This window comes from Wolbachia endosymbiont (group A) of Urophora cardui, assembly GCF_964028435.1.
Lineage (GTDB): Bacteria > Pseudomonadota > Alphaproteobacteria > Rickettsiales > Anaplasmataceae > Wolbachia.
The window spans coordinates 1,045,179-1,064,122 of the sequence record NZ_OZ034774.1 but is presented as its reverse complement, the minus strand read 5'-3'; the positions used below and the strand labels follow the sequence as shown (position 1 = coordinate 1,064,122).

Genomic DNA, 18,944 nt, shown 5'->3' with positions numbered 1-18,944 from the left:
ATTTAATATACACTTTAAGAAGATATGTTTGATTTAATTTCATGTCAGAAGCAAAAAGTTTAATTTTAGCAGCTATCCTTTCCATGTTGATCATGGTATCTTGGCGCATTATTTATGATAATTTTTTTAGTGCAAACCACAACCAGCCATTGATTGAAAATATTGAACATATCGAATCTTTTAACGACCTTGCTCCTATAATACACCAAAATCGTTCTGAAATTATTAATTCCACTCGAGAACAGAGGGTTAGTTTAACCAATAACATGATTAAAGGATTAATTTCTTTGAAAGGTGCAAGGTTTGATGACTTAATCTTAACTAACTACCACTTAGAACCGAGTTCTTCTTCTCCACAAGTGGTGTTACTGTCACCTGCAGAATCAAAAGATGTATATTTCGCAGAATTTGGGTGGCTCGATCCGAATGAAAAGATTAAAGTTCCAGATTCTAAGGCAGTCTGGCAAGCAGATAAACTCAATCAAAAAGAGGTCAATTTATTTTGGGATAATGAAAATGGCATTTTATTTAGAATGAAAATTAGCCTTGACGATAACTACATGTTTAAAGTTGAGCAAATTATTGAAAACAATACAAAAGATAATGTAGTTTTGGTTCCTTATGGTAGAATTAACCGTAAACGTGACAATATCAACGAATCTTATTGGATATCCCATGAAGGAGTACTGGGTGCATTTGATAATAAACTAGAGGAGTGGACATATAAGGATATTTCCAAAAAACATTTAATAAAAGCAAGCACGAGTGAAAAAAATTGGTTTGGTTTTGCTGATAAATACTGGCTTACAGCCATCATACCTGAGAAATCCGATAAAATAAATGTAAGCATTAAGCATACTAACGCTAATGATATTGATAAATTTCAAGTAGATTTTGTCAAACCTTATAAGAGCATACTTCCTGGCGCAAGTGTTTCTAATGTGAATTATTTTTTTGCTGGAGCAAAAAAGTTGAATTTACTGGATTCTTATAAGGATACTCTCAATATACCTTTGTTTGATAAAGCTGTAGATTTTGGTGTTCTTTATTTTATAACCAAGCCAGTGTTTTTACTGCTTGAATATTTTAACTTCGTTTTAAAAAATTTTGGCTTAGCAATATTATTGCTGACTTTAGTAATCAAACTTTTGATGCTTCCCTTATCTAATAGATCATATATTTCGATGTTCAAGGTGAAAAGCCTGCAGCCTGAATTAACTCGTATAAAAGAGTTGTATAAAAATGACAGCTTAAAGCAGCACAAAGAGACAATTGCGTTGTTCAAGAGAAACAATGTAAACCCAATGTCGAGCATTTTTCCCATGCTAATACAAATACCGGTATTTTTTGCTCTATATAAAGTATTATTTGTTACTATAGAGATGAGACATGCTCCTTTTTTTTTATGGATTAAGGATCTTTCAGCTCCTGACCCAACGAACATCTTTACATTATTTGGGTTGTTTAATTATAACTTTCCTATTTCTATAGGCATTTTACCTATAATTTTCGGTGCCACCATGATAATTCAGCAGAAGCTAAGTGAGAAAGATCAAACCAATAAAGATGATATTCAAGTAAATGTTATGAAGTTTTTACCTTACATTTCTGTCTTTATTTTTTCTTCTTTTCCTGCCGGCCTGGTAATATATTGGATATTTAGTAATATTATAACTTTAATTCAACAATCATTAATAAAGTTGTTTTTAACGAAAAAAGTGGTAGTAAATGTCGAAAATACTAATAGTTAATTCAATTTATTATGCTGAAATAGCAAACCTTTTGCTTGAAGGTGCAGTCGATAGATTAAAAGAAAGCCATGCAAGCTATGACATAATTGAAGTTCCTGGTGCATTTGAGATACCAGCTACAATTCTCTTTGCAGTAAAAAGCAAGAATGCTAATTATGACGGTTATTTAGCTCTTGGGTGCGTGATTCGCGGTGAAACTGATCATTATCAATACGTTTGTAAAGGGGTAATCGAAGGTTTAAATGAGGTTGTTATGCATTATGCAATACCCTTTGGTATGGGCGTAATTACCGCCGACAGCAAAGATAAAGCACTAGTTAGAGCTGACAAAAACAAAAAGAACGTTGGTGGCCATGCAGCCTCAACTGTTTTGCATATGATAGATTTACACAATAAATTAAAATAATGGAGGAAAAACCAGTAGATAAAAAGTGGCGCATAAAAAGAAGTACGGCAAGATTTCTTGCTGTACAAATTGCTTATTCAAATATTTTCGTAGGTTACAACAAAAGCACTTTTAAACTGGAAAATTGTGAGCTTAAGAACTACATAAGTAAGTTGAAAGATATATTTGAATGTGAAGAATTTGAACATCAGTTCTTAGAAAACTTGTTATATAAGGTTATAAAAAGCAGTGAAGAATATGATAAAATAATAGAGTCTTATTTACGTCCAAGCTGGTCCCTCTCACGTTTAAATCTTATAAGCTTATCTATCTTGCGTGTTGCAATATGTGAGTTAGCTAATTGTGATACGCCAGTTCCAGTTGTCATTAATGAATATACTAACATTGCATCTGATTTACTTGATAAACCAAGCGAAATTGGTTTTATTAATGGGTTATTGGATAAGGCAAAAGATGCAGTTAAATTAAATAAAAATCCTTAGCAGCTTCTCACAACTATATAAAAGTTAAGGCAATTTCCATAATAAATTTAAGTAACTGACACTAAAAAATAAAGAGGCAGACTTAATCTACCTCTTTTATACTTAGCTGTCTAGCTTTTTGCTTTTTCTTCAGAAGCAACTTGTTCAACAATAAGTGAGCCTAAATAAGTGTTAACCTCTTTAGCATCATCTTTGTCTAAACCTAATGTTTTATTCCACTCTGTTTTATTTACTGCCTCGAACTCACCTTCTTTGTTTTTCACTTCTAGTGAACTTATACTTAATAATAAAGTATTGCCTGCTGAACTGAAAGACCCAACAATAATACGGTAGTTCTTGCCTTCTAAGCTGAAGTCTATATAACATTTACCTTTCATCTTATCTTTTTCATCTTTAACTTGGTTATTCTTTTTTATTTCCTCATACACCTCTTTTGTTACTAGCAATGCTGCTTGTTTATCATCAACAACAATCTTCGGAGCTTTCAACTCAGATATTTCGTTATTTTTGCTGATGGCATATACTGCTAAACAAATCAGTGCAACAGCAACAAATGCTAAAACACCCATTCCAAGTGGTGTAGCTGCAAAAGCTGCAAGTGGAGCTAGCATGGAAGTTGAAGACACCCAATATGGTGCTGAAAGTGCTACTGCTGCGCCTATGACATACAAAGAAGTAAGTGCAACAAGTGCAGTGTTTGTTTTGTGGAACTGACCTCGATGATTTTTGAAAGTTAGCATAAACGACCTCATTTAATAAAATATTAATATGCTTAAATTGTATATAAAAGAACTGTCATAGTCAAGCTTTTTCGCAAATTACCTGCCACTTGAGCCAAAGCCCCCTGCATTGCGACCGGTTTCTTCTGTGCAGAATTCTTCTCTGTCATCCCAAATTACCTGAGATACAGGAGAAATAAGGATTTGTGCAATTCTATCTCCTCTTTTTATCTCATACGACTGATTACTTAGATTAATTAGGCAAATCTTCACCTCACCTCGATAATCAGAGTCTATAGTGCCCGGAGAATTTAAGACAGTGATTCCATGTTTTGCAGCAAGACCAGAACGTGGGCGGATTTGCCCCTCAAAACCGTTTGGTATTGCAATCACAATTCCAGTTGGAACAAGTAATCTCTCAAGTGGATTTAAAACAGCAGAGTCATTCAATGCAGCATAAAGATCCATACCAGCACTCTGCGTAGTTGCATAACATGGAAGAGACAAGTCTTCTCCGTGTGATAATCTCTTTATTTCTACTTTAATTTTACTTCTTTGCACTCCAATTTACCAACTATGAAGATTCAATTATAGCATGTAAATTGTATCTGCAAAAGTAATAAATGTTACATCGTAAATGATGTCATTCTAGTGCGTGACGCTAGGCCATAAAATAAGTTTTTCGTTTCTATATGCGCTACCTTAAGACTTTAATTATACAACGTCTTAACGCACTTAACCCCATCGACATATAAATTTGCATGACTTTTTTGAGTATTAAGCAATGCAAGTCCAATGTTGTCTACACTAGAGCGCAGTTCCCCTATTTCCTCATTATTTTCATTTGTCACTTTAGTGCCAATATCTGGAAGTGCGTTATCCCCCTCAACAAGATAAAGTTTTCTTCTGAATATTTCTTGTCTGCTCATTCGATTTACGACTTCCTGACCTACGTAACACCCCTTATTAAAGCTTATACCGTTTGCCTTATCGATTAAATATTGCAATGGGAACGATGAATTTTGTACCATATCTTTTGCTCCATCTGGGACAAGGTTTTTAATTCTAACTTTTTCATACTGAATAAAATCTCCAACCGGTTCTTTTATTTCATCTTTATGTATGATCCTCATTCCTAGCAGCTTGTGCCTTGGATCTTGAAAAATAACTTGTGACTTACTACTACACTCCGCCAACTTAGTATCAAACAAAACTCCAACCTTATATAGTGCACTAATGTCTTTAATTTTCACTCTCAAATAAGTTTTAAGTAAATCTAGTTTCTCGATTATTTGCTGTAAGTGCACATTTTCGCACTCTAAGAAAATATATCTACCATATTCAATAAGAAAAAAATCATATAGGTATTTTCCCTGAGGGCTAAGCAATAAAGAGTAAATAGCTTTTTGGCTATCTAGCTTATTAATATCATTGGTTATAATGCCCTGCAGAAAATCTCTAGTGTCAGGCCCATATAGCACTATCACACCACGACTTAAGAATGGTATATAACTCATGAAATCTCTATAAATAAACCTAAATTTTATTATATAACATTAGGCTCTTTTAGAAACTGCTTTTGGCGTGCATATTTTATATGGTGTGCATATTTTACAAGCTCCAGCCCTTGAAATCTAACTTACGAGTATATATATAGAGTTATAGGTTAATTTGTTGAGAGGAAAAGCAAATGTCAAGTATAAGTTTAAATGTATTGGATGATAGCGTGCTGATCAAGCCTATTAGCGAGGAAAAGCAGGGTGGAATTATGCTTCCATCAAGTGCTGAAAAGAAACCTACTAAAGGTGAAATTGTAGCAACTGGTGAAGGTTCACGCAACTCAAATGGCGAACGCATAGCTTTAACTGTAAAGGCTGGTGATAAAGTGTTCTATCGTCAATGGGCTGGTACAGAAATAGAACATAATGATGAAAAGCTTATCGTGATGAAAGAGTCCGATGTACTTGCTGTCATTAAATAGCAGTCTTTATTTTACTAAATTGAAACAAAGCGCAACATGGCGCATTGTAAATGGTTTTATTATAGTTTTCTAAATTTTTTATTAACAAGAGGTGATAAAAATGACTAATGTAGTAGTATCAGGTGAGCAGTTACAAGAAGCCTTTCGTGAAGTCGCAGCAATAGTGGATTCAACGGTAGCAATAACTGCGGGACCTAGAGGAAAAACAGTAGGGATTAATAAGCCCTATGGAGCACCAGAAATTACAAAAGATGGTTATAAGGTGATGAAGGGTATCAAGCCTGAAAAACCACTAAATGCTGCAATAGCAAGCATCTTTGCCCAAAGTTGTTCTCAATGTAACGACAAAGTTGGTGATGGTACAACAACGTGCTCAATATTAACTAGCAGCATGATCATGGAAGCTTCAAAATCAATTGCTGCTGGAAACGATCGTGTTGGTATTAAAAACGGAATACAGAAGGCAAAAGATGTAATATTAAAGGAAATTGCATCAATGTCTCGTACAATTTCTCTAGAGAAAATGGATGAAGTAGCGCAAGTTGCGATAATCTCTGCAAATGGTGATAAGGATATAGGTAACAGTATCGCTGATTCCGTGAAAAAAGTTGGAAAAGAGGGTGTAATAACTGTTGAAGAGAGTAAAGGTTCAAAAGAGTTAGAAGTTGAGCTGACTACTGGCATGCAATTTGATCGCGGTTATCTTTCTCCGTATTTTATTACAAATAATGAAAAAATGATCGTGGAGCTTGATAATCCTTATCTATTAATTACAGAGAAAAAATTAAATATTATTCAACCTTTACTTCCTATTCTTGAAGCTGTTGTTAAATCTGGTAAACCTTTAGTTATTATTGCAGAGGATATCGAAGGTGAAGCATTAAGCACTTTAGTTATCAATAAATTGCGTGGTGGTTTAAAAGTTGCTGCAGTAAAAGCTCCAGGTTTTGGTGACAGAAGAAAGGAAATGCTCGAAGATATAGCAACTTTGACTGGTGCTAAGTACGTCATAAAAGATGAACTTGGAATCAAGATGGAAGATCTGACACTTGATGATCTTGGTACTGCTAAAAATGTTAAAATTACTAAAGATAATACCACAGTTGTCAGCGAAAATAGCGATTCTGACAGTGTGAAAGCTAGAATCGAGCAGATCAAATCTCAAATTGAAACTTCAACTTCTGATTATGATAAAGAAAAGCTAAGAGAACGTTTAGCGAAATTATCAGGTGGTGTTGCTGTGCTAAAAGTTGGTGGAGCAACTGAAGTGGAAGTTAAAGAACGTAGAGATAGAGTTGAAGATGCGCTTCATGCAACAAGAGCTGCAATTGAAGAAGGCATAGTTCCAGGTGGTGGAGTTGCACTTCTTTATGCTTCATCTGTTCTCGACAAATTAAAAGGTGCAAGTGACGAAGAGCAAATAGGCATAAACATTATTAAGAAAGTTCTCAGTGCTCCAATTAGAAGGTTAGTTAAAAATGCTGGTCTTGAATCTGCTGTTATCATTGACTATTTGATTAAGCAGAATGATAAAGAGCTTATATACAACGTTGAGGCTATGAATTACGCTAATGCATTTACAGCTGGTGTGATTGATCCAGCAAAAGTGGTGCGTATTGCTTTTGAAACAGCGATATCTGTTGCGAGTGTGCTGATTACTACTGAATCTATGATAGTTGATGTACCAAGCAAAGAAAATGCTTCATCTCCTATGGGCGCAGGAGAAATGGGTGGCATGGGTGGATTCTAAGTAGAGTGAAACCGTGGAGCAATTGCTCCACGGTAGTTCCAAAAAATCTCACATTTTACTATTCGTTAAAGGTAATACGTTTGGTGCAGAAAGGCACTACTGTTTGCATCCGTTTCACCCCTTTATATTGTGGTTGTCTAATAACAAAAAGGCAGCATAAGAAAACTATAATCCCTAGTATATTTATACTATAGCTGACCCAAGCAACACGTCATACCGCGATTCATTCACGGTATCTCTTGGCATAGATCCCGCTAACACGTAGCGGAATGACGAGCTTATTGTCATGCTGCCGCGAACCGTCATACCGCGATTCATTCGTGGTATCTCATCCGCTAACACGTAGCAGGACGACAGCAATCCTACGTCATACCGTGATTCATTCGCGGTATCTCGGCATAGATTCCGCTAACAAGTAGCGGAATGACGAATTTTTGTTTTTCAAATTGTCGGTAAATCTAAGTCAGTTTAGCTATATGTGTTTTCCACAATGACTTATTCTTTTCACCCATTTATATTACAGTTGTATATATTAGAATAATGCTATATTAATAAATAATCTATATAATGCTATTAAATATAACACTTAAAATCTAAATCACTTTCTCTATAAAAGGAGAAATTTGCCTCAATGAAAATACATATATATTTAATATTGTTTTTATTTTTTTCTTGCACCCAACTATATGCTGACGAGGAAATTGCAAAATTTGATTTACTTATTGGCGAGATAAATGAAGCAAACCTCACTCTTAAAGGTGCAATAAAGGTTACAGTAGAACCAGGCTGGCACATATATTATAAAGATCCTGGAGATTTCGGTCTTCCCACTTCTTTTGATTGTAAGGGTAACACATTAAACATAGATATTTACTGGCCTACTCCAAAGGAACATAGAGATAAAGTAGGAAGAGAGATATTTATCAGTAACGTATATAAGGATATGGTATTATTTCCCTTTAAGATGAATGTGTTTTCAAATCAAGGGTATATTGACCTTAACTTCCATATAAATTATGCGATATGTAAAGATAGGTGCATCCCTAAAAATGTTGAGATAAAAACCAGGCAACCACTAAAGGATTTTATAGATTCTGATATCAATAAACTTATAAATGAGTGGTATGAAAAATAGGGTTCTCATGGGGTAGGTGTCATTCCAGTGCGTGACACTGGAATCTCATTTACTTTTTTGTTCACTATGTGAGGAACTTGGGCCTACAAGTATATAAACATAATGGTTTCGCATAAAAAATTTAGATCCCAGTGTCACGCACTGGGATGACAAGAAAAGGTTTCTAGAATGACGGAAACGAAGTCATACATAGAAAATAGGTTAGGTATTCTCAATTTTTGTTGTATACTTAAATAAAAATCTCACTTTTACAGATGGATACAGTAAAGTTTGTTTTATTACTGCCAACAATATTACTCATGCTAGTTGCTGGTGTTTACCTATCGGTTAAACTAAAATGGCTACAGATATTTAGATTGCCGTACGCCCTTTCACTCATTGGAGTTAAAAGAGGGGAAAATAAATTTTCTTCTATAGCCGCCCTGTTTACAATCTTAGGGGGAAATTTAGGAGTAGGAAACATTTCAGGAACTGCTGTTGCTCTAAAAACCGGAGGACCGGGCTCTATTTTATGGATGGCAATAATTATTGTTATCACTTCTGTGATAAAATATGTCACTTGTTATCTAAGTATAAAAACCAGAAAGGAAAAGAACGGACGGTTTATAGGTGGCCCTGTAGCCTATATGGCTGATGCATTTAATTCTAGAAAAGCTACAATTGTGTTTCTGGTTGTTATGATGATGGTTTCAATAACAGCTGGTAACCTTGTTCAGGTAAATTCTCTATCAATACCACTTAACATGATAGATGTGCCTGTAGTCATTGGTGGCATTGTAATGGCCATAATATTTTTTGTTGTTGCAGTTCTCAGCTTAAAAAAAATTAAAATTTTTATATCGGCTATGATACCGATAATGACGGTAAGTTACCTCACACTTTGCGGTATCATATTATTTAAGTTTAGTGAAAATATCCCTCCTTCTCTAAAATTAATAACAAGCAATTTTTTGACAGCTAGTAGCTTTAACTCTGGTTTATCTCTAGGTTTGATTTTAGAAATGTTGACTATTATTCAAGTCGGAACTTTGCGAGGTATTTTTGCAACAGATATAGGGCTTGGCCTCGAAGGAATCGTACATTCTTCAATTGTTCCTAAGAAAAATAATAATAAATTTATTATTGAGCAGAGTCTAATTACAATAATATCGCCTTTTATAGTTGCATTTATAGTGTTTATTACAACAATGGTACTGCTTGTCACAGATTCTTGGGTCACTGATTTAGAGAGTACTAACATGTGCATATTTGCTTTTAAAAAAGCTATGAATTGGCCCTATATTGACTATTTAATTATGGCCATAATGTTTTGTTTTGCCTTTACTACTATTTTTACTTGGTTTTTTTGCTCAAAACAGACAATACGCTATGTGTCTATGGATAATAAATACACTAAAATCTGGATTGTAATTTTTACCATGATCATTCCGCTTGGTGCAATAGGTAAAGTCCGATTGCTATGGGATGTCGCTGATATCTCGATTGCTGCTTTGTTATTTATCAACATACTCGCTATACTCAAGCTAACTTCTCAAGATCCAGAAGTGTTTACTGTGAGCAACAGATATTTAAAATTAGGCGCCAACTAAAAGTTGCCATCTGAGTAACAACACAACCTTCCTTAATAAAAATTCAACCAATGCTCGTGATAATTATATTAGCTAGTATTAGCTAGAACTAAAGGCAGAGGGTTATTAGTGAGGGGTATATGAATACTAACAATATACAACAAAAACACATTTATAATGAGCGCGTTCAAGAATTTTTTCCTTTATTTGATGAAATAAAAAAGGAAGACGACCTAATTTATAATGTTAGAGTTGATTTTAACACAGTAAAGTTTTTAACAGAACACGCCGACTGGAATTGGGACGAAGATGAAAACAAAAATAAAGCATGTGGAGTTATTCGTCAGGAATGCAACAAGACAGCTAGACAAGAGCTTGAAGATAAAGCTAAAGAAGAGTTGAATAAATATATTACTAGTGCTAATAACATTAATGATGATGTTGAAGATAAAAAAGTTTCAATATACGGTAATCATGCCAGTATTACACTGGAGGATAACAAGAAAGAGTTCAAAATCAGCGAATTTTTAAACAGTGATTTTTGTCAGAAGAATGGAATCTCGGGATTTTCAACGTTGCATAGTGATGGAAAGAGCGGAATGCATGGTTTTGTTGCCGAGGAAGGAGGGAAAAAAATAAGACATTATGTCGTAACCGATGGTTCATATGAGATGACTCTGAAATGGTATGCGAAAGGGGAAGAATGCAAGATCAAAATTAAGATTGATGCTAACGGTGTAGACCTTGTTAAAGGTGATGATTTTTCTCTAGAACGGTTAGAAGCGAATCAAGATGTAAAAATAGGTGGTTTATTCTTGCATGAAATAAAATTCAGGGAAAAAGGAAAAGTGAATGAGGTGCAACATGACGGAAAAGACAATCAAGCCCTTAACAAATCATCTGAAATCGCAATAAAAAGTAACAGTAGAGATATTGAGCAAGAGGTCAAAAAACCTGTTCAAAAACACCAAGCTACTCATATGAATCGAGAAATTGGGTCTCAGACCCCTTCGCTGCCACCACTTAGAACTACACCTGAAAAAGATGTTTTCAATGAGCAAGGGAGTGGAAGCCAAAAACCAGATAGAAGTGAGCAAACACCTAATAATCAGCAAAAAGGTGCAACTTCTGATCCTTCGGACAGTTCTACTTTCACCAAGTCTGTAAGCCACAATCAAGATAATAGGCAAAAAGATGAACGGTATGACAATCCTACATTTGGACATGCTGTACCTGGAAGCCAAAAACCAGATAGAAGTGAGCAAACACCTAATAATCAGCAACAACCTAAAACCCAGCAACAAGAAGGAAATAGCAAAGGCGATCTATTACAAGACATCAGAAATTTCAAGAGAAACAGCTTACGGCGCACTGGTGTTGTTGATGGTAGCGGAGCATCAATGGAAGGAGGCAGGAAAAATGAATCAACGTCTTCTATATTAGAAACATTAAAGGACAAAGTTCCTTACTTGCCTTATTCAAATATACATGAACATGACAGTGATAACCGTGGTGCCAGTGATGCTGAGTGGGAAGAAAGTAAACAGCCACTTTCTGTTCCAAAACCCAATAGCAAAAGTGACTCGGGCTATTCACCTCAAATTCATGCTCAACCTCAAGTAGATCCTGAGCAGCCAAAGAGGAGCTTAGAGAACATTGAACAAAGTGACCAAACTCCACCTGAAAATCTTCTTAAAGAAATCAGAGATAGATCACAGCAAGATAATAGAGGATTAAGGCAAGTTGATCCTACTGATAAACTGTCACAAGATAAAGAAGATGGGTTGCTAAAAGACAGTTCAACAGATGTAAAAACAAACGATTCGGGCTATTCATCTCCAACTCATGCCAATCATGGACAATCTCAAGTAAATCCTGGACAGTTAAAAGCGAGCCTAATGAATGTTGAACAAAGAGATGACACTCTACTTACGGAATTTACCAGTAAGTTGGATAAAGAAACTCAGAAGTTCCCACTAAAACCGGTGGATCAAAAAGGAATTAGTGAACAAACCAAAGAACATTTATTAGCAGCAGGATTGCTAAAAGACAGTTCAACAGATGTAAAAACAAACGATTCGGGCTATTCACCTCAAATTCATGCTCAACCTCAAGTAGATCCTGAGCAGCCAAAGAGGAGCTTAGAGAACATTGAACAAAGTGACCAAACTCCACCTGAAAATCTTCTTAAAGAAATCAGAGATAGATCACAGCAAGATAATAGAGGATTAAGGCAAGTTGATCCTACTGATAAACTGTCACAAGATAAAGAAGATGGGTTGCTAAAAGACAGTTCAACAGATGCAAAAACAAACGATTCGGGCTATTCATCTCCAACTCATGCCAATCATGGACAATCTCAAGTAAATCCTGGACAGTTAAAAGCGAGCCTAATGAATGTTGAACAAAGAGATGACACTCTACTTACGGAATTTATCAGTAAGTTGGATAAAGAAACTCAGAAGTTCCCACTAAAACCGGTGGATCAAAAAGGAATTAGTGAACAAACCAAAGAACATTTATTAGCAGCAGGATTGTTAAAAGACAGTTCAACAGACATAAAAACAGTGGCAGAACAAGAAAACAATGACACTAATTCAATTGTAGATAAAAATAGTAATCTATATAAATTACTAGAGAAAGATGAAGCACAACTGAAAATAGGAGTAATAGAAGAAGAAAGAAAAGATACTTTAACGGAACACACTGATAGTTATGATCGCAATAGAATTGCATTAGGTAACAGAAATAAAAGGCCACTGGATTGGACTAAACGTATTGCTGAGTCACAACAAGAAAAAGATACCAATAAAGGTATTTCAATATAAATTGAGGTTAGGGAATGTTCAAAAAAGCATACGCGTCAAGTTAAGGCCCAATATAGCACCATTCTGATACAATGTTGAACATTTCTTTTTGCATTTTGAATTCTATGGTATTTTGTTTAACATTGAAGCAAGAGTCCAGGCACTGCCTTTGTGTTTGAGGCAAAACCGGCTATAACACTTAACACACTGCCTTTGCAAACAAATGTTCGTACAGCTATATGCTGCACACTAGAATAACAGAAAGCAGAAACCTTACTTAATTGGTTTAAAGTGATTAGCACCCCTTCCCTTTTGAAGAAAAACACTCAACTATAGGAGAAATAATATATTCATTCACTTTTTTAGCAGCAAATGATGTAGCTATGATTGCAAATATCCCTGCAATTGGCGCTATGGCTCCTATTGCCGCACCTGTTAAAGCTGCAGAGCCCATTCCAAGCATTGCACCAGGAAAAATAGCAGTTGCGGCTGCAGCAAGGCCAACTCCAATTGCAGCGCTTGCAACGCATAAAACGGCCATATTGAAAAGATCTTTCTTGGAGCATTCTCCTTCGCATATATCACATGCAGTCAATAATATTACAGGAACGTCAGCAATAATTCCACCTATAACCAAAGGTGACAAAGCTGTGAAACTCAATCCCAAACCTGTAAGTGCACCTATTACTGATGCTACACCTAAAAGTATTAAATCTCCTTTATCCATACAACCTCCCTAATTAATTGATATATTACCATTTGTTCATATTTCTGTAAAGCAGAAAATTTTAGTGGGGCGAGCGACCAGGATCGAACTGGCGACATTCAGTACCACAAACTGACACTCTACCAACTGAGCTACGCCCGCCAAGATATAAAATATCTAACATACGAGCGCAAATAGTCAATTGATTATTTAACTCTCCTTTTGTAGAGGGTTTTAAGTTTAGCCAATAAATATTTTCATTGATACTTTTACTATTATAGTTAATTGTATTGATACTAATGAAGTAGTGGTATGTTTAAAAGTATTTTCACATTTAGTTTTTTTACGGCTATTTCAAGGATCTCAGGGTTAATAAGAGATGTATTGATTGCTACGGTTATTGGTGCAAACTCTCTTGCAGACATATTTTTTTCTTCGTTTCGTTTTGCCAATCTATTTCGCGCATTTTTTGCAGAGGGAGCATTTACCACGTCCTTTATACCGTTATATTCAATAGAATCACACGATGATAAAAAGGCATTTAATTTTGCAAGTAGTGTAATATCCATTACGTTTATTATCTTAGTAATTTTTTGCCTTATCATGCAAACTTTCTCCCCTTATATGATTCAAATTTTTGCTCCTGGATTTGACCAAAGTAAGTTTACCCTTACTGTTACTTTATCAAGAATTATGATGCCCTACATAATCTTTGTTTCAATTGCATCACTTATTGGTGGAATGCTGCAAGTAAAGCAGCATTTTGCTTCAACAGCTATTGCACCAATCGTTTTGAATCTCTGTTTAATCATCAGTTTGTTTGTGCTTTACATAAAAACTCCAGCGCACAACCTTTCTATAGCTGTCCTTATAGGAGGAATTTTCCAGCTACTTTTGATACTATTTAGTGCATACAAGTTAAAGGCAGCTTTTTCTTTTAGCCTTGAATTAAGCAATGAAGTAAGGTTGTTTTTTAAGCGTATGATACCTGCAATTATCAACAATTGTGTAACTCAAATAAGTGTATGGATTGACACAATCATGGCGAGTTTTATACCAAATGCGGTGTCCTATATATATTATGCCGATAGACTAAATCAACTACCGCAGGGAATAATCGGTACTGCAATCGGTACAGTGCTTCTTCCTTTAATTTCAAAACAGGTAAATAATACTGAAAATATAGTCAAAATACAGAACAAGGCTCTCAACATAGGATTAATGTTAATTATGCCAACAACTGCTGCCTTTATTATTATTCCCGACATAATTTTACTTACGCTTTTTTCTTACGGCCGGTTTGATCATTATGCAGTGCAGCAAACTGCTCCCACGTTAATAGCATTTTCTCTTTCTTTACCTGCATTTATTATAAATAAAGTATTGCTACCCACGTTTTTTGCTAAAGGCAATCTAAAAATACCAACTATGTTCTCACTAATGTGCCTTGGAATTAATGTAGTGCTAAACCTTTTGTTAATGAACGAGTATCAGCACACGGGGATTGCTATCGCTACTTCCGTTTCCACTTGGATAAACTCCATTCTATTAATTAGTTATTTAACAATAAATAAAATATATAAGGTTAGCCAAGCGTTATTGTTAAATATCATGAAAATTTTTGTAGCAACGGTAGTCATGTCAATAGCCCTTTATATTTTTAATTCTTTGTTGGCAGGATTATTTTTTGATAAAATATTGGCTCGTATTGTTTATTTAACGACTTTAATAGCTTTGAGTGTTATTGTTTATTTTGGTATTCTCTATTTAATGTTTAGAGGAAATTTGAATAATTTGAAATATGTATAAACTAGATCTTTTGCTAAAGGAACAGCAAACGGTGTCATCCCAGTGCTTGACACTGGGATCCAGATATAAAAATATTTGCAAATTATGCAATAGACAACAGATTCTAGGAGCATACGCTGAAATAATGCCCATGATGAAAATAAGATGGATCCCAGTGTCAAGCACTGGGATGACAGGAGTGGGTGCTGGGATGACAAAGATAGACATTGAGATGACAAAGGTAGGAAATAGAGTAACTCCATTGCAATTAAGAGGCATATTATGAAGCTCTCAATATACGCCATATTATCAATCTCGCTGCTATTAATTCTCATGCACGTTGCTGCAACTTTTAAGGATTGGAGTGGCTACAGGAAATATATCATAAAAGAGTTGGAGAGAACGTATGATGCTAAAGTGCATATTGGAGGGAAAGTTGAAGTTTCACTCATTACTCCAAAGCTCACTATTCATAATGTATATATACAATACAACGAAAATAAAGAGCAAAAGCTATCAGATTTAATTAGTGTAAGAAAAATTGAAATAAGGCCATCGTTCCTATCGTTGCTTTTATTCTCGTTGCAACCAAAGTCAATCACATTGTTTGGCATGAAAAGCAATAAAGAAAATTTAATTAATATTATAAATACAAAAGCCAGTGGTAACACAGTCGATATAGTAATAAAAGACAGCCAAGTAAGTTTTAAGAATGATTTCGCTAATTATAGCAGCATTGTTAATATAAAGGAAGTTGCTGTAAAAAAAAATAGGCAATTCTCCGGTAAAGTAAAGGTAGGTGATAATAATTACGATTTTTCAGGAAAGGTTGATATCACAAAAAAGAATGTACACATTAGTGTTGAATCAAATTTTGTAAATTTGCTATTTACAGGTAATAGAAATCAAGAAGAACTCCAGGGTAATTTAACATTAACAATTAATAACAGTTCCGGTTCTGTGGGTGATTTAGCAAAAATCATTAATCTTAGCTTTCTCTCTTGTGTTATTCCTAGCGAAAATATCAAGATATCATCCAATATAAGTCTTAATGAAAGTGAGTTTACGGCAACTGACTTAAAAATTGATTCCAAAAGCATGCAAGCCAGCGGTACAATACAAAATGATAGAAAAAGCGATCACACTAATTTTAATATTAGCTTCAGTAAAGTTGACTTAGATTCCATACAAGACAATTCACAAAAAACAACGAATATAAAAGACCTTCTGGAATGTTTTAGAGCAGTTGTGCCAAAGAACTTGAGCTTAAATTTTAATATGGAAGCTTCTAACATTCAATATCAAAACAAAATATTGGACAATTTCCGTGCTGTACTAAAATCCACTGATGGCAAAGTAAAAGTTAATACGCTTCTTAAATTTCCTGGAATCAATAATATATCTTACTTATCAGGAGAGATCTCAAACAATAATGTCCTATCTGAATTCAACGGTGATTTGTTAGTAGAAGGAAATGATTTTGAGTCATTCATTTCATGTTTTTTTCCTTCTATAAAGATGAAAGAAAACCAGAAAAATCAATTTACACTAAGTTCTAAACTGCACCTTGCACCAAGAATATTATCTATCTCAGACATTAGACTGCTAAATAATAAGGAATCCTTGCAAGGGTCAATTAGAGTAAGCCACACAAAAAAACGCAGTGTGATTGATGGTAAATTTAGCATGCATAATCTTGATGCAGATAAATATGATCATTCATTATTTAGCAGTTTATCTAAAATGCAACGGCTGAAAAATTTTCAGTATGATGCAAATATAAAGGCCAGTGTTAATAACCTTACATTGAATGATACGAAAATTAAAAATTTGGATTTTTTGCTGAAAATGGAAAAAGGTAAGCTAGTTGCAGATAAAATAAAACTATCTGGAGAAGATTTCGATATTACCGGTAATGCAAAAATATTAGTAGATCAAAAATACGCCAAACCTTTATTAGATGTGAACCTTACGGGCAATAAATTTAATGGAAATATCTTTAAATTACCAAATTTAGTAGAGGTAAAAAGAAATTCAAGAAATGAGATAGATCAAATTCAATGGTCAACAAAGCAGCTTGATTTTTTGGATGACAAAGAAGGCTTTGATGCAAATGTGCAAATCAATACTGCAGAATTTAAAACCGAGCAGAATGTTTTGAAAGATTTTAATTTGGATGCGGTAATGAGAAACAACGTTATCACTATCAGGCAGGCAAGTTACGTATTAGAACACGGGCAAGTGTTTTTTCAGGGTTATTTAAGATCAGACTCAATGAATACAAGATTTTCTATTGTAAATTTGGACACTAAAAAGATTGGTAAGGTTATAGGAATTGACAATGTAAATGGTCAGATAAGCTTAAGTGGTGCAATCAAAACTCAAGGAAAAAGTTTTCATGATTGGGCTAATAGCTTATCAGGAGATGTAAACTTACAAGCACAGGGAATAGAAGTTACTAATGTAGATTTCAATTCATTTATCGCTAATTTGTTAAGCAGTAAGAATAAGTCTGAAATTTCCACATTTGCTTATGTTGATATATATAATGGCAGTACATTTTTTGAAAATATTAGCGGAAAAGCAAGTATTAAGAGTGGTATATGTTCAACTAGTTTACAATTCGGGATTGATCAAGCATCAGGGTCGATCTCTTCTAATTTAACCTTATCTAACTTCGCTTTAGCTTCTATATTCAGGTTCTTTTTCATACCACCAAACTATAGTAATCCAATCTATATCGATATGCATTTGGATGGCCCTATTTGGCGTCCTAAGATGAGTTTTGATGTAGACCAAATCTTCATCGCTCTGGTTGGCAAGAGGAATAGTTAATTTACTAACATCTGTTTATAAGAGTCATATGTGCTTGACACCTGGTTAATATTAGGTTAATATATTGATATGAGCGTTAAGTTGTAGGTAAAAAAAAATGTTTAGTATGTTTTCGAATCTTTTTGGCAAAAATTCTAATAATTCAAGTGTTATTGGAAGTGATGTAGAAGTTAGCCCTATAAAAGAAACAGTGATTCCTGTAGATATTGATGAGGGTTTTGAAGAGATTGATCTTGCAGAAATTGATGAGAAAGAATTTTTTGAATGTGCAGCAACACAAGAAGAACTAAATTCGTTGCTTGAATCTGAATCACAAGGTAAAACTATTTCTTATGCCCTTAAGCCATTGCTTTATACTGCAAAATATGGAGCTAAAGCGCTATCAGCAACAACGGTAGTTGTATCGTACGCCTTAAATGGGGCTTCATATGGTATAGCTGGTATATCTTATATTCCTCATGGTGCATCAAAAGTGCTTAAAAAATGCAAAGGAGAAGATAAAAACACAGTAGGGTATAAAATTACCACTTCTTCTCAGAACTTACTAGATTTTACGTCAGGTGCTATATATACTGTGTCATATGTACCATATGGTGCTGGAGTAGTTTTAAATGGAGTGTCTGGTATAGCGAATCAATTAGATTCCTCTTTATCTCCTAAAAAAATAGAGCAGATCTGCACTAAATCAGATTTGTTTGTAGACAACTTATCCAGTAAATTAAAGGGAATAAAAATAGAGAATTTTTCACAAGCTCTAGCGGTAGCTTGTTAGGCGTGTACGGTTTAGGAGACAATAAACTCATCTGAACGGATATCTTCAAGCATATCTGTTCAATGGTGCGGTAGAAAATGGTTGCGCAGACAAAGTTGCTATAGCTAGTGCAACCCTACGTCACACCGCCGCGGCGCTAACATGTAGCAGAATGACGAACCCTCGGTAAACCCAAAACTATAGGATAAAATAGACTAAATATGGTGTAATTTGGCTGATTTTTTTAATATTTTACAAAGTACAA

At 34.6% G+C, this 18,944-nt stretch carries 16 protein-coding genes and 1 tRNA gene; 12 read left to right on the top strand and 5 right to left on the bottom strand.

The window, feature by feature from the left end; genetic code table 11:
- The first annotated feature begins 41 nt into the window (after positions 1–41).
- Genes yidC through nusB form a run of 3 tightly spaced genes read left to right on the top strand, consistent with a single transcriptional unit; the run spans position 42 to position 2,639 of the window.
- Positions 42–1,751, top strand: a complete 1,710-nt coding sequence (yidC, locus tag ABWU38_RS05030) for a membrane protein insertase YidC (protein ID WP_353272599.1) — start codon at positions 42–44, stop codon at positions 1,749–1,751.
- A complete protein-coding gene (locus tag ABWU38_RS05025) occupies positions 1,729–2,157 on the top strand; it encodes a 6,7-dimethyl-8-ribityllumazine synthase (RefSeq protein WP_253309653.1) in 429 nt (142 codons plus the stop codon). The genes yidC and ABWU38_RS05025 overlap by 23 nt, the downstream gene beginning before the upstream one ends.
- A complete protein-coding gene (gene nusB / locus ABWU38_RS05020) occupies positions 2,157–2,639 on the top strand; it encodes a transcription antitermination factor NusB (protein ID WP_353272598.1) in 483 nt (160 codons plus the stop codon). Before ABWU38_RS05025 ends, nusB begins: the two co-directional genes overlap by 1 nt.
- Before the next feature lie 110 nt (positions 2,640–2,749).
- On the opposite strand, the gene ABWU38_RS05015 is transcribed toward nusB, so the two are convergent.
- The 3 genes from ABWU38_RS05015 to ABWU38_RS05005 form a co-directional block, all read right to left on the bottom strand.
- A complete protein-coding gene (locus tag ABWU38_RS05015) occupies positions 2,750–3,379 on the bottom strand; it encodes a hypothetical protein (protein WP_264688253.1) in 630 nt (209 codons plus the stop codon).
- Between the two features lie 78 nt (positions 3,380–3,457).
- On the bottom strand, positions 3,458–3,919 hold the full coding sequence (gene dut / locus ABWU38_RS05010) for a dUTP diphosphatase (protein WP_264688252.1): 462 nt from the start codon (positions 3,917–3,919) through the stop codon (positions 3,458–3,460).
- Positions 3,920–4,068: 149 nt separating this feature from the next.
- Positions 4,069–4,875 carry a YgfZ/GcvT domain-containing protein gene (locus ABWU38_RS05005; protein ID WP_253309649.1) on the bottom strand — a complete coding sequence of 269 codons (807 nt, stop codon included), beginning with the start codon at positions 4,873–4,875 and terminating at the stop codon, positions 4,069–4,071.
- Between the two features lie 173 nt (positions 4,876–5,048).
- On the opposite strand from ABWU38_RS05005, the gene ABWU38_RS05000 reads away from it, so the two are divergent.
- The 5 genes from ABWU38_RS05000 (at position 5,049) to ABWU38_RS04980 (ending at position 12,620) form a co-directional block, all read left to right on the top strand.
- A complete protein-coding gene (locus ABWU38_RS05000) occupies positions 5,049–5,339 on the top strand; it encodes a co-chaperone GroES (protein ID WP_410542155.1) in 291 nt (96 codons plus the stop codon).
- A gap of 100 nt (positions 5,340–5,439) precedes the next feature.
- Positions 5,440–7,089 (top strand): chaperonin GroEL, encoded by a 1,650-nt coding sequence (gene groL / locus ABWU38_RS04995; protein ID WP_264688251.1) that lies wholly within the window; start codon positions 5,440–5,442, stop codon positions 7,087–7,089.
- A gap of 631 nt (positions 7,090–7,720) precedes the next feature.
- Complete coding sequence (locus tag ABWU38_RS04990) at positions 7,721–8,224, top strand: protein-disulfide reductase DsbD domain-containing protein (protein ID WP_253309646.1); 504 nt, start codon at positions 7,721–7,723, stop codon at positions 8,222–8,224.
- Positions 8,225–8,478: 254 nt separating this feature from the next.
- Positions 8,479–9,813, top strand: coding sequence for an alanine/glycine:cation symporter family protein (locus ABWU38_RS04985; protein WP_353272597.1), 1,335 nt, complete (start codon positions 8,479–8,481; stop codon positions 9,811–9,813).
- Positions 9,814–9,932: 119 nt separating this feature from the next.
- Positions 9,933–12,620: a hypothetical protein gene (locus tag ABWU38_RS04980; protein ID WP_353272596.1), complete on the top strand. Its 2,688-nt coding sequence runs from the start codon at positions 9,933–9,935 to the stop codon at positions 12,618–12,620.
- A 274-nt stretch (positions 12,621–12,894) separates the two neighbouring features.
- On the opposite strand, the gene ABWU38_RS04975 is transcribed toward ABWU38_RS04980, so the two are convergent.
- Both ABWU38_RS04975 and ABWU38_RS04970 read right to left on the bottom strand, forming a co-directional pair.
- Positions 12,895–13,326, bottom strand: coding sequence for a hypothetical protein (locus ABWU38_RS04975; RefSeq protein ID WP_253309643.1), 432 nt, complete (start codon positions 13,324–13,326; stop codon positions 12,895–12,897).
- 65 nt (positions 13,327–13,391) lie between these two features.
- Positions 13,392–13,467, bottom strand: a tRNA-His gene (locus ABWU38_RS04970).
- Positions 13,468–13,617: 150 nt separating this feature from the next.
- Between ABWU38_RS04970 and murJ the strand changes: the two genes are divergently transcribed.
- The 4 genes from murJ to ABWU38_RS04950 all read left to right on the top strand — a co-directional run bounded on the left by murJ (position 13,618) and on the right by ABWU38_RS04950 (position 18,700).
- Positions 13,618–15,114, top strand: a complete 1,497-nt coding sequence (murJ, locus tag ABWU38_RS04965) for a murein biosynthesis integral membrane protein MurJ (RefSeq protein ID WP_353272595.1) — start codon at positions 13,618–13,620, stop codon at positions 15,112–15,114.
- Between the two features lie 124 nt (positions 15,115–15,238).
- Positions 15,239–15,379, top strand: coding sequence for a hypothetical protein (locus tag ABWU38_RS04960; RefSeq protein WP_353272594.1), 141 nt, complete (start codon positions 15,239–15,241; stop codon positions 15,377–15,379).
- Positions 15,376–17,928 (top strand): AsmA-like C-terminal region-containing protein, encoded by a 2,553-nt coding sequence (locus tag ABWU38_RS04955; RefSeq protein WP_353272593.1) that lies wholly within the window; start codon positions 15,376–15,378, stop codon positions 17,926–17,928. The genes ABWU38_RS04960 and ABWU38_RS04955 overlap by 4 nt, the downstream gene beginning before the upstream one ends.
- A gap of 97 nt (positions 17,929–18,025) precedes the next feature.
- Positions 18,026–18,700 (top strand): hypothetical protein, encoded by a 675-nt coding sequence (locus tag ABWU38_RS04950; RefSeq protein WP_353272592.1) that lies wholly within the window; start codon positions 18,026–18,028, stop codon positions 18,698–18,700.
- Positions 18,701–18,944 lie beyond the last annotated feature (244 nt).

What these genes read in the sequence shown, in the direction of transcription:
- ABWU38_RS05015 (WP_264688253.1), bottom strand. Translation starts at nt 3,379, where the DNA reads ATGCTAACTTTCAAAAATCATCGAGGTCAGTTCCACAAAACAAACACT.
- ABWU38_RS04990 (WP_253309646.1), top strand. Translation starts at nt 7,721, where the DNA reads ATGAAAATACATATATATTTAATATTGTTTTTATTTTTTTCTTGCACC.
- ABWU38_RS04950 (WP_353272592.1), top strand. Translation starts at nt 18,026, where the DNA reads ATGTTTAGTATGTTTTCGAATCTTTTTGGCAAAAATTCTAATAATTCA.
- ABWU38_RS04960 (WP_353272594.1), top strand. Translation starts at nt 15,239, where the DNA reads ATGCCCATGATGAAAATAAGATGGATCCCAGTGTCAAGCACTGGGATG.
- groL (WP_264688251.1), top strand. Translation starts at nt 5,440, where the DNA reads ATGACTAATGTAGTAGTATCAGGTGAGCAGTTACAAGAAGCCTTTCGT.
- ABWU38_RS04980 (WP_353272596.1), top strand. Translation starts at nt 9,933, where the DNA reads ATGAATACTAACAATATACAACAAAAACACATTTATAATGAGCGCGTT.
- murJ (WP_353272595.1), top strand. Translation starts at nt 13,618, where the DNA reads ATGTTTAAAAGTATTTTCACATTTAGTTTTTTTACGGCTATTTCAAGG.
- ABWU38_RS05005 (WP_253309649.1), bottom strand. Translation starts at nt 4,875, where the DNA reads ATGAGTTATATACCATTCTTAAGTCGTGGTGTGATAGTGCTATATGGG.
- ABWU38_RS04985 (WP_353272597.1), top strand. Translation starts at nt 8,479, where the DNA reads ATGGATACAGTAAAGTTTGTTTTATTACTGCCAACAATATTACTCATG.
- ABWU38_RS04955 (WP_353272593.1), top strand. Translation starts at nt 15,376, where the DNA reads ATGAAGCTCTCAATATACGCCATATTATCAATCTCGCTGCTATTAATT.
- yidC (WP_353272599.1), top strand. Translation starts at nt 42, where the DNA reads ATGTCAGAAGCAAAAAGTTTAATTTTAGCAGCTATCCTTTCCATGTTG.
- ABWU38_RS05025 (WP_253309653.1), top strand. Translation starts at nt 1,729, where the DNA reads ATGTCGAAAATACTAATAGTTAATTCAATTTATTATGCTGAAATAGCA.
- ABWU38_RS04975 (WP_253309643.1), bottom strand. Translation starts at nt 13,326, where the DNA reads ATGGATAAAGGAGATTTAATACTTTTAGGTGTAGCATCAGTAATAGGT.
- nusB (WP_353272598.1), top strand. Translation starts at nt 2,157, where the DNA reads ATGGAGGAAAAACCAGTAGATAAAAAGTGGCGCATAAAAAGAAGTACG.
- ABWU38_RS05000 (WP_410542155.1), top strand. Translation starts at nt 5,049, where the DNA reads ATGTCAAGTATAAGTTTAAATGTATTGGATGATAGCGTGCTGATCAAG.